Consider the following 13,647-nt stretch of genomic DNA (forward strand, 5'->3'; position numbering starts at 1 on the left):
GGCGATTTCGGCGCGCTGTTCCGGGGTCAGCTCGGAATAGCGCGCCCAAATCGCTGGGTCAGGGCTCGCGAATCACCTTGTGGACGAAGCCGAGCTTGGTGGCAACGGCTGGGGGTATGTCGAACGGGTACAGCGGACTCTTGCCCATGGCCGTGTTCACGCGATTGAAGAGCATCGACATCCAGTGCCAGTCGAACAGCAGCCGCTCGACGGGCACGTCGGCGTACGAATCGAGCGGCACGATGTCACGCGGCGCGGTGAACCGAACCCGCTCGGCCAACAGCACCATGCCTGCCTCGCGGCTGGTGTCGATGGTGTCGGTGATGTGCAGGTAGTGGGCGAAGCACTCCGCGAAGTCCTCCCACGGATGCATCGTGGCGTACTCGGAGATGAACGAATCTTCCCAGCCGGCGGGCGCGCCCATCTTGTAGTGCCGCGCGATCGCGTCGGAGTAGCTGTCGCGCTCGTCGCCGAACAACGCGCGGCACTCATCGAGGTATTTCGCTGCGCCGGAACCGGTTTCGACGAGCACGTTTTGGTAGTAGTGCCCGACCTCGTGGCGGAAGTGGCCGAGCATCGTCCGGTACGGCTCGCCGAGCTTCACCCGCAGCGACTCTCGGTAGTCGTCGAGCGACTCGACCACGTCGATGGTGATCACCCCGTTCGCGTGGCCGATGATCACCTTCTCCCGGGTGGTGCGGCTCGACAACAGGTCGAAGGCCAGCCCGCCGTCGTGGCGCCAGAACGGATCGATCGGCAGCCCGATGTCGTCGAGTTGATAGACCATGCGGCGCAGTGCGGCGGCCGTCGGCACCAGCTTCTCGCGGGCCAGCGTGTCATCAGCGGCGGGTTCGCGGCGGATCAACGAATCCGCCAGGCAGCGGCCGCGTTCGTACTCGGTCTGCTCGTCAGGCGCCAACCAGTTGCAGCCCAGCGGCTGATACTGCGTGCACCTCACCCAGCGCTGGCCATCGATGAGCGCGCCGCCGTCGACGATCGGGACCATCGTCTTGGTCGGCACGTGAAAGCCGAGGGTCGTCCCGCAATTGGCACACCCATCGGACTCGAACGGGGCGAAGTCATTGCACACCGGACAAGCGAATGCGCGCACAGGCCATATGGTGTCACGCATGCAGCTGCTGGTGATCAGACATGCGCTTCCCTTGCGCAGTGAGCCCGGTCAGGGTTCGGACCCCAACCTGTCCGAGGACGGCATCGAACAGGCCAAGCGACTCCCCGACGCGTTGGCTCGATTTCCCATCAAGCGGCTGGTCAGCAGCCCGCAGCGACGCGCGTTACAGACAGCGCAGCCGGTAGCCGACGCGCTCGGGCTGACGGTGGACGTCGACGAACGGCTGGCCGAGTACGACTACGGGCTTTCGCACTACACGCCGATCGAGGAGGCCTCGCAAGAGGATCTGCAGCGGCTCATCGACGGCCATCTGCCCGGCGGGGTCGACGAGGAGGCGTTCATCGCCAGGGTCAACGCCGGGGCCGCGGACCTCGTCGCCGCTGCCGCTCACGAGGACACCGTCGCCCTGTTCAGCCACGGCGGCGTGATCAACGCGCTGGTGCACACCATCATGAAAACGCCGCGGCTGCTGTGTGTGCAGGTCGACTACGCAGGCGTCACCCGGCTGCTGTCGTCCCGCGACGGAAATCTCGGCGTCGCGTCGATCAACGGGACCGAACACGTATGGGATCTGCTGCCCAGAAATCAGCGATGGTAGACAAGTCCCGTGACTTCTTTGGAGGGCCTCGACGTCGGCGCACTCGACCGGCACCTTCAAGACATCGGTCTCCCGCGTGCCGGTGAGCTCCGCGCGGAGCTCATCTCAGGCGGCCGCTCCAATCTGACGTTCCTGGTGTTCGACGATGCGTCCAAGTGGGTGCTGCGCCGACCGCCGCTACACGGACTGACGCCGTCGGCCCACGACATGGCCCGCGAGTACAAGGTGGTGGCGGCGCTGGCGGACACCCCGGTACCCGTCGCGCACGCCGTGACGATGCGCAACGACGACTCGGTGCTCGGCGCCCCGTTCCAGATGGTCGACTTCGTTCCCGGCCGCATCGTCCGGCACACCGCCGAACTCGAGGCGCTGGGCGACCAGGCCACCATCGAGGCCTGCGTCGACGCGCTCATCAAGGTGCTGGCCGACCTGCATTCCGTCGACCCGGAGGCCGTCGGGCTCGGCGACTTCGGCAAGCCGACGGGCTACCTCGAGCGGCAGGTCAAGCGTTGGGGTGGGCAGTGGGACCTGGTCAAAACAGAAGATGACCTCCGCGACGCCGACGTAAAGCTGTTGCACACCAAGCTATCTGACGCGATTCCACCGCAGAGCCGCAGTGCGATCGTGCACGGCGACTACCGCATCGACAACACGATGCTCGATGCGAAGGACGCCACCAAGGTGCGGGCGGTGCTGGACTGGGAGATGTCGACGCTGGGCGACCCGCTGTCCGACGCCGCGCTGATGTGCGTGTACCGGCACCCGATGTTCGACATGGTGCACGCCGACGCCGCATGGTCGTCGCCGCAGATTCCGTCGGCCGACGAGTTGGCGCAGAAGTACTCACGCGCAGCCGACCTGCCATTGGCGCACTGGGACTTTTACATGGCGCTGGCCTACTTCAAGCTGGCGATCATCGCGGCGGGCATCCAGTTCCGCGACCGGATGGGGGGCGGCACCGAATACGGAGACAAGGTCGGGGAGGCCGTCGCCCCGCTCATCTCGATGGGGCTCACCGAGCTGTCCTAATCCACGGCGCGCGGATTGGACCGCCGCGTGGTGGGGTACATGGAAGCGCACTCCCCGCACGTTCGCGGGTTACCGGATTTGGAGAGGTTTCGTATGTCGTCGTGGCCAGACAGTGGGCTCAAGCGTGAGGTCGGCGCGCAGCTCGACGTGTGGATCGACGCACCCACCACGCTCGAATTTCAGATCGCGGTCGCCCCGCAGCCGGGTGCAGAAGTTACCGAACAGATCTCGTTCACGTTGAACGGCAACGAGATTGAAGCAAAGGAACTGATCGGTGAGCACGGCAACCGGATCCACAAATTGGACGTCGACGGAGGCAGCCTGTGGGTCAACTACTTCGCGACCGTCGTCGGCCAGGCGGATCCCGCGCCCATCGAAGAGATCGACCTGACGACGTACCTGCGGCCGAGCCGCTACGCCGAAGCCGACAAGTTCTTCGGCTTCGCCGCCACTGAATTCGGCGATTTCTCCGATCCCGCGGATCTGCTGGAAAAGGTCTCGTCGTGGGTGGGCTCCCGGTTGTTCTACGTGCCAGGGTCGTCCGACCCGATCGACGGCGCGGTCGACACCCTGCTGGCCGGACGGGGCGTCTGCCGGGACTACGCGCACCTCGTCGTCGCATTGCTACGTGCGGTCAACGTGCCTGCCCGGCTGGTTGCGGTGTACGCGCCGGGCTGCCAGCCGATGGACTTCCACGCGGTCGCCGAGGCCTACGTGAACGGGGAGTGGCACGTGGTCGACGCGACATGTCTGGCACCGCGTCAGACGTTGGTGCGCATCAGCACCGGACGCGACGCGGCGGACACGGCCTTCCTGGACAACCACCGCGGCAGCATCACGCTCAACTCCAGCGTGGTGTCGGCGTGGGTCGAAGGTCCGCTGCCGTATGACTCCGTCGACGAACTGGTGGCCATTCGCTAAGCGATTACAGCCCCGCCTTGAGGTTCTTCTTTGCCGCGCGGCGCAGCTGAATGATGCGCGCCGTTCCGACGAGGAATGTCACCAGGCCGCCTGCGATCGCCGCGAGTAGCAATGCGATACCGGTCGGAAGACTCCACGCCCACCCAAACAAGTGAACGGTCGTGGGGTCCCCGTTCTGCATGATGAAGACCAGCAACAGGACGAGCACCAAGAACCCGAGCGCGAGCGCCGACCAGAGCGCCCCGGCCCTGGTGAACTTGCTGGCCTCGTTGGGCGGGACGACGGGCTTGGTCTTCACGGCAGGCGGTTCGCCCGGCGTATCGGATGGAAGCGGCTCGGGCTGGAACGAGTGTGGTGGCAGCGGTTCGAGGTTGGACTCCGGTGACACTGGCGGTTCGTTGCTGCTACTCATACCCCCATCTTGCCCCTTACGGGCCGGTTCGAAACCCAAACCAGGGCATGAGCACGCGTCGGCGGCTAGGGTCGGGAAAACCTGGTGACGCCGAAGGGACATCCATGACCTCCCCGCGACGAACTGCGTACTGCCGTGGATTGGCGCTGTTGACGGCGATACTCGCGTTCGTCGCCACCGCGTGCGGCAGTGCCAACCCGCTCGGCGGCGGTGCCGTCTCCGGGGATCTGAAGTCGATCAAGGTGGGCTCGGCCGACTTTCCGGAGTCCAAGATCATCGCCGAGATCTACGCACAAGCGTTGGAGGCCAACGGTTTCACGGTGGGCAGGCAGTTCGGCATCGGCAGTCGCGAGACCTACGTGCCCGCCGTCAAGGACCACTCCATCGACCTGATTCCCGAATACACCGGAAACCTGTTGCAGTACTTCGACAAGCAGACCAAGGCCACCGATCCGGACTCCGTCCTGCTGGCGCTGTACCGCGCGCTGCCCGGTGACTTGGCGATCCTCAACCCGTCGCCTGCCAACGATCAGGACACCGTCGCCGTCACCTCCGAGACGGCCGCGAAATGGGATCTCAAGACCATCGGCGACCTCGCCAAGCACTCGGCGGAGGTGAAGTTCGGCGCCCCGTCGGAGTTCCTGAACCGCGCCGAGGGCCTGCCCGGGCTGAAGAAGAACTACGGCCTCGACATCGCTCCTGCCAACTTCGTCTCCATCAGCGACGGCGGTGGCCCGGCCACGGTGCGTGCGCTCGTCGACGGCACGGTGACGGCCGCCGACATCTTCAGCACCTCGCCCGCCATTCCGCAGAACAAACTCGTCATGCTCGAGGATCCGAAGAACAACTTCCTGGCGGCCAACGTCGTGCCACTGGTGGCCTCGCAGAAGATGTCCGACCAACTCAAGACCGTGCTCGACGCCGTCTCGGCCAAACTCACCACCGAAGCGCTCATCGAGATGAACACCGAGACCTCCGGCAATGCCGGCATCGACCCGGACCAGGCGGCGGCGAAATGGGTCAAGGCCAACGGTTTCGACAAAGCCATCGGATGAGCGCTTGCGCGAAGACCAGACAAGCACAGGGGAGTCTGAGCAGTTGATCACCTTCGAGAACGTCACCAAGAAGTACCCGGACGGCACCGTCGCCGTCGACGAACTCAGCCTGGACGTGCCCGCAGGCACGCTTGCGGTGTTCGTCGGCCCGTCTGGCTGTGGCAAGACGACGTCGATGCGGATGATCAACCGGATGATCGATCCGACGTCGGGCACGCTGACCGTCGACGGCAAGGACGTCACCAAGGTCGACCCCGTCAAGCTCCGGCTGGGCATCGGCTACGTCATCCAGAGCGCCGGACTGATGCCGCACCTGCGGGTGGTCGACAACGTCGCGACGGTGCCGGTGCTCAAGGGCGAGTCTCGGCGCTCGGCGCGCAAGGCTGCCCTCGGGGTGCTGGAACGCGTTGGGCTGGACCCCAAGCTGGCCGACCGCTATCCGGGGCAGCTGTCGGGTGGTCAGCAGCAGCGCGTCGGGGTGGCCCGAGCGTTGGCCGCGGACCCGCCGATCCTGTTGATGGACGAGCCTTTCAGCGCGGTCGACCCCGTCGTGCGGGAGGACCTGCAGACCGAGATCCTGCGGCTGCAAAGCGAATTGCGCAAGACCATCGTGTTCGTCACCCACGACATCGACGAGGCGATCAAACTCGGAGACAAGGTCGCAGTGTTCGGCCGCGGTGGGGCTTTGCTGCAGTACGCCGAGCCCTCCTTCGTCTTGTCCAATCCGGCCAACGAGCTCGTCTCGGGCTTCGTCGGCGCCGATCGCGGCTACCGCGGGCTGCAGTTCTTCAAAGCGACGGGCCTTCAGCTGCAGGACGTCCGGACCGTCGCCGAGTCGGACATCGACCGGCTGGAGCTTGGCCCGCAGGAGTGGGTGCTTGTCACAAAGTCGGACGGCAAGCCGTTCGCGTGGATCAATGCCGACGGCGTCGAGGTGCACCGCAAGGGGGCTGCGCTCTACGACAGCACGGTCGGCGGCGGCTCGTTCTTCCATCCCGACGGATCCTTGCGGCTGGCGCTGGACGCCGCGTTGTCGTCACCGGCCGGACTGGGCGTCGCCGTCGACCAGGACGGGCTTCTCGTCGGTGGCATCGACGCCGACGACGTGTTGCAGGCATTGAAGAAGCAGCGCCGCGTACCCGAGGTGGGGTAGCGGCGTGAACTACCTCTTCCATCACCTACCCCAGGCCTGGAAGCTGTCGCAGGTCCACCTGTGGCTGTCGTTGCTGCCGCTGGTGCTGGGGTTAGTGATCGCCGTGCCGCTGGGAGCGTTGGTGCACCGGACCAAGCTGCTGCGCAGGCTGACCACGGTCGCCGCGAGCATCATCTTCACGATTCCGTCGCTTGCGTTGTTCGTCGTACTGCCGCTGATCATTCCGACCACGATCCTGTCGCCCGCCAACGTCATCGTGGCGCTGACGCTGTACACCGTGGCGCTGTTGGTGCGGGCCGTGCCGGAGGCCCTGGACGCAGTGTCACCCGCGGTGCTCGACGCCGCCACGGCCGTTGGCTACAGGCCGCTCACGCGGATCTTGAAAGTCGAACTGCCGCTGGCGATTCCGGTACTCGTCGCCAGCTTGCGCGTCGTCGCCGTCACGAATATCTCGATGGTGTCGGTCGGCTCGGTGATCGGCATCGGCGGGCTTGGCACCTGGTTCACCGAGGGTTATCAGTCGGACAAGAGCGACCAGATCATCGCGGGCATCGTCGCGATCTTCATCCTCGCGATCCTCGTCGACACCGTGATCATGTTCGCTGGCAAGGCGATCACGCCGTGGACCAGGGCCGGCCGAGTGAGCAAGCGGGCCAAGGGGAAGGTCGCGCCGGCATGAACTTCCTCCACGAGGCGCTGGCCTTCATCTTCACCGCCGCCAACTGGGGTGGCCCGGCCGGCTTGACCGCGCGGATCCTCGAGCACCTGCAGTACACCTTCGTCGCGGTGATCTTCTCCGCGCTGATCGCCATCCCCATCGGGATGGTCATCGGCCACACGGGCAAGGGCACGTTCCTCGTCGTCAGCGGTGTCAACGCCCTGCGCGCATTGCCGACCCTCGGCGTGCTGTTGCTCGGGGTACTGCTGTGGGGGCTGGGGCTGGTGCCACCGACCATCGCACTGATGCTGTTGGGCATTCCGCCGTTGCTGGCCGGTACCTACTCGGGCATCGCGAACGTCGACCGCAACGTCGTGGATGCGGCCAGATCGATGGGCATGACCGAGGCGCGGGTGCTGCTGCGCGTAGAGGTGCCCAACGCGCTGCCGCTCATCGTGAGCGGACTGCGCACGGCGACACTGCAAATCGTGGCGACCGCCACCGTTGCTGCGTACGCAAGCCTCGGTGGCCTGGGCCGCTACCTCATCGACGGCATCAAGGTGCGCGAGTTCTCCCTGGCGTTGGTTGGCGCGCTGATGGTGACGGCGCTCGCGCTGATCCTCGACGCGATCCTGGCGCTCGCGGTGTGGTTGTCCGAACCGGGTGCCGACAGATTCCGGCGGATGCCTCAGCCGCTGCTCGGTGATGAGGTTGCGCTTCAGTCAGCAGGAGCGTCTCGATCTGACGGCTCTTCCCAAGGCGGCTACGAAGCGAGGGGTCCGTCGCCTACGGTAGATGAGTGAGTGCAGCCCAATCCGCTCCAAGCGAAACCGTATGGCCCGCGATCCTGACCTGGCGTGCGCACGACGTTCCGCGGATGGAATCCGTCCGCGTGCAGGTGTCGGGCAAGCGCATCAAGGCCTACGGACGGATCGTCGCCGCCGCCACCGGATCACACCCCGCGTTCAGCGCGTCCTACGACCTCGTCACCGACGACCACGGCGCCACCAAACGCCTGTCGCTGACGGTGACGCTGGCCGAGCGCGAACGTCAGCTGTCGATCGCGCGGGACGAAGAGAACATGTGGCTGGTGCAGGATCACTCGAACCAGTCCAAGCGGGCGGCGTATGACGGCGCGCTGGACGTCGACGTGGTCTTCAGCCCGTTCTTCAACGCGCTGCCGATCCGGCGGACCGGGCTGTATCAGCGGTCCGAGTCGCTCTCGCTGGCCGTGGTCTACGTGAACCTGCCGGACCTGTCAGTGGATGCCGCGACGATCAGTTACAGCAGCGCAGACGGCGCAGGCATCAAGTTGAAGTCCCCGGTGGCGGACACCGTCATCACTGTCGACGACGAGGGCTTCCCGCTCGACTACCCAGGACTGGCAACGCGGATCTGATCACGCCGCCCGAACGGCCCGCTGCCGCGAGTTCGGCGCGCCAGTCGTCGGCGCCCACGACGGTGGTGATGATCTGCGGCCTGGCGAAGCTGTCGTAACTCACCCGCGCGGCGTGGCCGGCCTCGACGAGCTCGGCCACCGATCCGGTCGAGTTCAACCCGTCGCGGGCCGCAACCAGCAGATCGATGGTTCGATTCAGGGCTTCTTGAAGTGGCTCGGAGTTCGCCTCGCACATGGCGCGCACCAGGTCGGGTGCGGTGGCCGCGACGCGGGTGCCGTCCCGGAACGAGCCTGCAGCCAGCGCGAACGCAAGTGGCACGTCGGCTGCGGTCACTGCGAGCGCTTCGGCGAGCAGGTGAGGCAGGTGCGAGATGGCCGCCGCGGCCGCGTCGTGCTCGTCGGAGCGCGCGGGGACGACGACGGCCCGGCAGTCCAGCGCCAGGTGCATGACGTCGGCCCACACGTTCGGATCGACGTGATCGTCCACGCTGATCACCCACGGTGCGCCCGCGAACAGGTGGGGAGTGCCCGCCGCCCACCCCGAGCGCGCCGTACCGGCCATCGGATGTCCCCCGACGAAGCGCTCGAGCAAGCCGTGATCGCGAACCAACTGCAGCACTGCGCTTTTGACGCTGACGACGTCGGTGAGCGGGCAGTTCGGGGCGGCGCTGCGGATGTGCTGAAGCAAGATCGGTAGGGCGGGCACCGGGACGGCGAGCACGATGAGCGCCTGTGCGGCGGCGGCCCGGGCAAGCACCGCGTTGATGTCGCCGGACGCATCGAATCCGTCGAATCGGGCGGCTTCGACCCCATCGATCGACCTGTTGTAGCCGAAGACCTCCCGGCCGGAGTCCTTCAGCGCGCGCATCACCGACCCGCCGATCAGGCCCAAGCCCAGCACGCACACAGAAGTCTTCACAGGTCAAGGTTGGCACATCGAACGCGTCCCGCTGACGTCGGGCTTGGGCCCGAATTCTGGTCAAAGCCCTGGGTGGGGGCTAGCGTTATGTCCATGGGAGCACAGCGTGCGCAGGCGAAAAACGAGGCCGCGGATCTCCCCGACGGCTTCGGTGTCGCCGTCGTCCGGGAGGACGGAAAGTGGCGTTGCTCGCCGCTGCGCCGCGCCGCGTTGAGCAGTCTCGCCGCCGCTGAGACCGAATTGCGGGAATTACGCAGTGCCGGAGCGGTTTTCGGGCTGCTGGACGTCGACGATGAATTCTTCGTGATCGTGCGGCCCGCACCCGCCGGGGCCAGGCTGTTTCTTTCGGACGCGACGGCCGCGCTGGACTACGACATCGCGAAAGAGGTGCTCGACAAGCTCGACGCCGACGTCGATCTGGACGAACTCGAGGACGACGACCCGTTCGAAGAGGGCGACCTCGGCGTGCTGTCCGACATCGGGTTGCCCGAGGGCGTGTTGGGCGTCATCCTCGCCGACGACGACTACGCCGACGAGCAGTTGGCCCGGATCGCCCAGGAGATGGGCTTCGGTGACGAGATGTCGGCGGTGCTGGACAAACTCGATCGGTGACCGACGAGGAGCTCATCCGGCGGGCGCTCGAGGCGGCCGCTGCGGCCGATGAGCGTGACGTGCCCATCGGGGCCGTCGTATTCGCCGCCGACGGCACCGAACTGGCTCGCGCCGCGAACGCGCGCGAGCAGCTGGGGGATCCCACCGCACACGCCGAGATCCTCGCGTTGCGCGCCGCTGCCCAGGTTGTCGGCGACGGGTGGCGACTCGAGGGCGCGACCCTGGCGGTGACCGTCGAGCCCTGCACGATGTGTGCCGGTGCGCTGGTGATGGCGCGGGTGGCTCGGCTGGTGTTCGGCGCCTGGGAGCCCAAGACGGGTGCGGTCGGGTCGCTGTGGGACGTGGTTCGGGACCGGCGGCTCACCCACCGGCCGGAGGTTCGGGGTGGGGTGCTGGCCGACGACTGCGCTAGGCCGCTTGAGGAGTTCTTCGCGCGGCAACGGTGATCGACGCGCGGCGGCGATTATGGGCTGCGGCTCGGCCCCCGGTAAGCTTCCCGGCGGTGGCGTGTCCGAGCGGCCTAAGGAGCACGCCTCGAAAGCGTGTGACGGGTAACCCCCGTCCGAGGGTTCAAATCCCTCCGCCACCGCCATAGCCCCGATCCTGTTCGCGCAGGTGAGGGGCTATTTCTATGGTTGCGGAGTGAGGATCTGCTCATTTTCTGCCCACACTTTGCCCACACCCGAGCGCGAATAACGGCTATGTAGCGTGACTGCAACGGCATTGAGGTCGTGGAGATCGCGTCGGAGCATCATCGACGAGTTTGAGCGCAATAGACCACGGGTGCTCGAACTCTTGAATCTCTGCTCGGCTTGGCACTTGGCACCTCATAATCTGTTCGCGGGCCGTGTCTGTCGAAGCAAAAGCTAGATCAATCGTCAGACATAAACCGATTCGGCTCTGATTATTTGGATCTACCTGCAGCCGCCAATGAGTGCCTCTAGAGCATTCTTCTGCCAGTCTGCGACAACCCTTTCGAGGCCATGCCTGTCCTTGGACCGATGGCGACTGTCCGCCGAAGTAGGTGGTGCCGCCGGGGGGCCACTGCGGAAACAGATCAACGGTACCCACACTGTGCCCACAATCTACTCACAGTTACACGTATCTAGCATGAACTGCGGTGATGAATTTCAGCAGTTCAACTGGGTTGAGCGGGGTTAGGGTGATTCAGGAATAGGGTTCAAATCCCTCCGCCACCGCCATAGCGCCGATCCTGCTCACGCAGGTGAGGGGCTATCTCGCTTGGCAACAGATCACCGATCTCCGCGAAAGCGTTTCGGTGGCTGCGCCCTCCGCTGAAAAGCTGACAGACTCGCCTGCTCGAAACCGAATACGGCTGCTCGTTCGCCGCTAGCCTCGCCGGTAGTCAATTAAACACGGGGGGAACAATATGAATGCAGCAGAAGCGAACAACATGAATGCGGATATTTCGACTCGGGCGCATTGGCTGATGGGATATGGACTGCCGCGTGCGACGCTGAAGCTGCTCGCTCGCACGGGTGATCCGTTTGCCCAGCTGTTGATCGATAGCAGCCAGCCCAAAAACGTGTATCACCTTGTTGAGCAGATACGCGAACGGGGGCGTATGTATGCGGCGGTGGGCGGGAGCGTGTGGGTCACGGCTGACGGGCAGATTGTCCGTGACGTGCTACGTGACAACAGGTTCCGGACCATTAACCCGTCGGAGCGGTCACCGTTTCGTGTCGTTCGGCGCATGCTCGCGAAAACCGACCCCAACCCCGACGGGCTGAATGGTATGGAATCGCGGTCACTGCTCGTCACTGATCCACCCGAGCATGCGCGGTTGCGAAGCCTGGTGTCGCGGGCGTTTACCCCTCGGGCGATCGACGGACTTCGTCACCGCATCCAGGAGATTGCCAACACCCTGCTCAACGATCTCAACGACAACACCCACTGCGATTTGCGCGCCGACTACGCTTCTCGAATCCCCATCGAAGTCATTGCCGAGATGCTGGGCATTCCTCGTGACGAGATACCCGAGCTCTACGCGTTGGCCGAACCCGGCACCAGACTGCTCATGACCACGGCGCCCTCCTGGCAGGATTTCCGTACCGGCATGGCAGCGTTGCGCGGGTACGAAGGCTCCATCGCCGCGCATATCGAGCGGCTCCGTCGTCACGGCGGCGACGACAGCATCTTGTCTGCCGTCCTACAGGACGGCGATCTCACCGACGCCGAGGTCAAGATGTTCGGGTCGGTACTCCTTGGCGCCGGGTTCCTCACCACCGCCCATTCATTCGGCAACGCAATCGTGGCGCTTGTCAGCCACCCTGATCAACTGGCCCGCCTTCAGGCACATCCCGAGGGCTGGCCCAACGCGGTCGAAGAGACGCTGCGCTACGACTCCGTCCTCCAAGTCGCGGTCAGGGTGGCCACCGAAACAATTCAAATCGACGGCCACACCGTGCGGGAAGGCTCAGCCATCAACCTTCTCATCGGCGGCGCGAATCGTGATCCGGCCATCTTCGAACGTCCCGACGAATTCGACACCACCCGTGCCAACGCCCGCGACCACATCAGCTTTGGCACCGGTATCCATGTCTGCCTCGGCGCGGCGCTTGCTCGCATGGAACTGCAGATCGGCCTGCAAGCACTCTTCGAGCGCTTCCCCCAGCTAACCCTCGCCGGCGAACCGACCCTGGACAACATCACCCTGATGCGCGGAATAAAACAACTACCCGTCAACCTCGGACCCGCAAGGGTCAACACTGGCTAGCCATGTTCATGGCCGACCTGATCTGTGAACCTGGCAAGTATTGCTGGTTTTTGACGTTTGCCACCTGGACGAGCCGCGCTCGCTGACAACATGATTGAGCATGAGGGCTCGACGTTCCGAGCCCGCAGGCGCAGTGGGAATCTTTGCTCATGCAAGCATTCACGGAACGCCAGAAATGAGCGCGCAAGTCGACATCCTGCAGTTTGAGTCCGACATGCATTGACAAGAACCTCAATCTGGGAGTTTGCTATTGGGCGGGTCGAAGAAACCTAGGAGAAGACATAATGAGTACTTCCCGGCTTCACACATTTGGCGCGGCCACGTTCGCGATCGGCGCGTTGATCGCAATGGCTCCTGGCGCGGGTGCGACGGCGTTCGGCGACGGATGCCTTGCGACCCACGGCAAACGTGGCTCGAGCGTTGAGGGAAACACCTTGCATGAATCGTGCACGTGGGGAAATGGTGGGTGGACCGAGTACCAGGACTCGCCAGTGAAGCCCAGCGCCCCGACCGCTCAGCCCGTACCGCCGCAGAATTCGTCGCAGCGGTGACTCTCGTGTAGATGAATCGTTCGGTGTAGACGGCCGGTGATATTTGAATGTGAAAGCGTCATCGACAACCGTTGGATTTGGTCAGAAGATTCTTCGCATGAAGCTGCATTACGTGGATCCGCATGAGCAGCATGGACGTCGGTATGACGCCTTCGTACGCTTCGGTCGCTCGCGCGGCGGCCAGTTTTTCTCTCGGCACGTTTTGTTTCGCATCGACCCCTGGCTGTATCGCGCAACTGGAGGGCGCTACCCGTGGATCCTCGGCGGCGCAGCCACAGCGCCGCTGATCAGCACCGGTGCGAAGTCACGCCTTCCGCGAGAGCACCAATTGACTTACTTCCACGACGGGCACGATCCAATTGTCAGCGGTCACATAATTCCTCCAGCTTGAGGGGTTGTCCGTCACGGAATTCCCCCACCTCGTCTGTCACGTAATTCCGCCACCCGGGCGGTGTGGCAGCCGGTTGTGGG

General features: G+C 64.8%; 15 protein-coding genes and 1 tRNA gene. 13 read left to right on the top strand and 3 right to left on the bottom strand.

The genetic code is table 11. The annotated features are described in order from the left end of the window. Positions 1-58 precede the first annotated feature (58 nt). Positions 59-1,111, bottom strand: a complete 1,053-nt coding sequence (locus SLQ30_RS16120; protein ID WP_319448537.1) for a putative zinc-binding metallopeptidase — start codon at positions 1,109-1,111, stop codon at positions 59-61. A 19-nt stretch (positions 1,112-1,130) separates the two neighbouring features. On the opposite strand from SLQ30_RS16120, the gene SLQ30_RS16125 reads away from it, so the two are divergent. The 3 genes from SLQ30_RS16125 (at position 1,131) to SLQ30_RS16135 (ending at position 3,680) form a co-directional block, all read left to right on the top strand. Beyond that, positions 1,131-1,730, top strand: coding sequence for a histidine phosphatase family protein (locus SLQ30_RS16125; RefSeq protein WP_319448538.1), 600 nt, complete (start codon positions 1,131-1,133; stop codon positions 1,728-1,730). A gap of 9 nt (positions 1,731-1,739) precedes the next feature. Beyond that, a complete protein-coding gene (locus SLQ30_RS16130; RefSeq protein ID WP_319448539.1) occupies positions 1,740-2,759 on the top strand; it encodes a phosphotransferase family protein in 1,020 nt (339 codons plus the stop codon). Between the two features lie 93 nt (positions 2,760-2,852). Continuing rightward, on the top strand, positions 2,853-3,680 hold the full coding sequence (locus tag SLQ30_RS16135; protein ID WP_319448540.1) for a transglutaminase family protein: 828 nt from the start codon (positions 2,853-2,855) through the stop codon (positions 3,678-3,680). Between the two features lie 4 nt (positions 3,681-3,684). Here the strand turns inward: SLQ30_RS16135 and SLQ30_RS16140 are convergent, their stop codons facing one another. Further along, positions 3,685-4,092: a lipopolysaccharide assembly LapA domain-containing protein gene (locus SLQ30_RS16140; RefSeq protein WP_319448541.1), complete on the bottom strand. Its 408-nt coding sequence runs from the start codon at positions 4,090-4,092 to the stop codon at positions 3,685-3,687. Positions 4,093-4,196: 104 nt separating this feature from the next. Here SLQ30_RS16140 and SLQ30_RS16145 point away from each other — a divergent pair, with 104 nt between their 5' ends. The 5 genes from SLQ30_RS16145 to SLQ30_RS16165 are packed head-to-tail and all read left to right on the top strand — an operon-like array spanning position 4,197 to position 8,357. Beyond that, positions 4,197-5,147 (top strand): ABC transporter substrate-binding protein, encoded by a 951-nt coding sequence (locus SLQ30_RS16145; protein WP_319448542.1) that lies wholly within the window; start codon positions 4,197-4,199, stop codon positions 5,145-5,147. Positions 5,148-5,190: 43 nt separating this feature from the next. After that, positions 5,191-6,300, top strand: a complete 1,110-nt coding sequence (locus SLQ30_RS16150; RefSeq protein WP_319448543.1) for an ABC transporter ATP-binding protein — start codon at positions 5,191-5,193, stop codon at positions 6,298-6,300. 4 nt (positions 6,301-6,304) lie between these two features. Further along, positions 6,305-6,979, top strand: a complete 675-nt coding sequence (locus SLQ30_RS16155) for an ABC transporter permease (RefSeq protein WP_319448544.1) — start codon at positions 6,305-6,307, stop codon at positions 6,977-6,979. Next, entirely contained in the window at positions 6,976-7,761 is a 786-nt protein-coding gene (locus tag SLQ30_RS16160; RefSeq protein ID WP_319448545.1) for an ABC transporter permease, read from the top strand. The genes SLQ30_RS16155 and SLQ30_RS16160 overlap by 4 nt, the downstream gene beginning before the upstream one ends. Continuing rightward, the gene (locus SLQ30_RS16165; protein WP_319448546.1) at positions 7,758-8,357 is read left to right on the top strand and encodes a putative glycolipid-binding domain-containing protein; all 600 of its coding nucleotides are present in this window, start codon (positions 7,758-7,760) and stop codon (positions 8,355-8,357) included. The genes SLQ30_RS16160 and SLQ30_RS16165 overlap by 4 nt, the downstream gene beginning before the upstream one ends. Here the strand turns inward: SLQ30_RS16165 and SLQ30_RS16170 are convergent. Then, a complete protein-coding gene (locus tag SLQ30_RS16170; RefSeq protein ID WP_319448575.1) occupies positions 8,299-9,264 on the bottom strand; it encodes a prephenate dehydrogenase in 966 nt (321 codons plus the stop codon). The genes SLQ30_RS16165 and SLQ30_RS16170 overlap by 59 nt on opposite strands. A gap of 105 nt (positions 9,265-9,369) precedes the next feature. Here SLQ30_RS16170 and SLQ30_RS16175 point away from each other — a divergent pair, with 105 nt between their 5' ends. The 5 genes from SLQ30_RS16175 (at position 9,370) to SLQ30_RS16195 (ending at position 13,176) form a co-directional block, all read left to right on the top strand. Then, the gene (locus SLQ30_RS16175; protein ID WP_319448547.1) at positions 9,370-9,888 is read left to right on the top strand and encodes a tRNA adenosine deaminase-associated protein; all 519 of its coding nucleotides are present in this window, start codon (positions 9,370-9,372) and stop codon (positions 9,886-9,888) included. Then, positions 9,885-10,334 carry a nucleoside deaminase gene (locus SLQ30_RS16180; protein ID WP_319448548.1) on the top strand — a complete coding sequence of 150 codons (450 nt, stop codon included), beginning with the start codon at positions 9,885-9,887 and terminating at the stop codon, positions 10,332-10,334. Before SLQ30_RS16175 ends, SLQ30_RS16180 begins: the two co-directional genes overlap by 4 nt. A 55-nt stretch (positions 10,335-10,389) precedes the next feature. Further along, a tRNA-Ser gene (locus SLQ30_RS16185) sits at positions 10,390-10,480 on the top strand. Between the two features lie 822 nt (positions 10,481-11,302). Beyond that, positions 11,303-12,625: a cytochrome P450 gene (locus SLQ30_RS16190; protein WP_319448576.1), complete on the top strand. Its 1,323-nt coding sequence runs from the start codon at positions 11,303-11,305 to the stop codon at positions 12,623-12,625. Between the two features lie 284 nt (positions 12,626-12,909). Next, positions 12,910-13,176, top strand: a complete 267-nt coding sequence (locus tag SLQ30_RS16195) for a hypothetical protein (RefSeq protein ID WP_319448549.1) — start codon at positions 12,910-12,912, stop codon at positions 13,174-13,176. Positions 13,177-13,647 lie beyond the last annotated feature (471 nt).

Source organism: Mycobacterium sp. RTGN4, from assembly GCF_033804635.1.
Lineage (GTDB): Bacteria > Actinomycetota > Actinomycetes > Mycobacteriales > Mycobacteriaceae > Mycobacterium.

Excerpts from the sequence above, each read along its gene's own strand:
- SLQ30_RS16125 (WP_319448538.1), top strand. The coding sequence starts at position 1,131 with ATGCAGCTGCTGGTGATCAGACATGCGCTTCCCTTGCGCAGTGAGCCC.
- SLQ30_RS16135 (WP_319448540.1), top strand. The coding sequence starts at position 2,853 with ATGTCGTCGTGGCCAGACAGTGGGCTCAAGCGTGAGGTCGGCGCGCAG.
- SLQ30_RS16140 (WP_319448541.1), bottom strand. The coding sequence starts at position 4,092 with ATGAGTAGCAGCAACGAACCGCCAGTGTCACCGGAGTCCAACCTCGAA.
- SLQ30_RS16145 (WP_319448542.1), top strand. The coding sequence starts at position 4,197 with ATGACCTCCCCGCGACGAACTGCGTACTGCCGTGGATTGGCGCTGTTG.
- SLQ30_RS16160 (WP_319448545.1), top strand. The coding sequence starts at position 6,976 with ATGAACTTCCTCCACGAGGCGCTGGCCTTCATCTTCACCGCCGCCAAC.
- SLQ30_RS16175 (WP_319448547.1), top strand. The coding sequence starts at position 9,370 with ATGGGAGCACAGCGTGCGCAGGCGAAAAACGAGGCCGCGGATCTCCCC.
- SLQ30_RS16190 (WP_319448576.1), top strand. The coding sequence starts at position 11,303 with ATGAATGCGGATATTTCGACTCGGGCGCATTGGCTGATGGGATATGGA.
- SLQ30_RS16195 (WP_319448549.1), top strand. The coding sequence starts at position 12,910 with ATGAGTACTTCCCGGCTTCACACATTTGGCGCGGCCACGTTCGCGATC.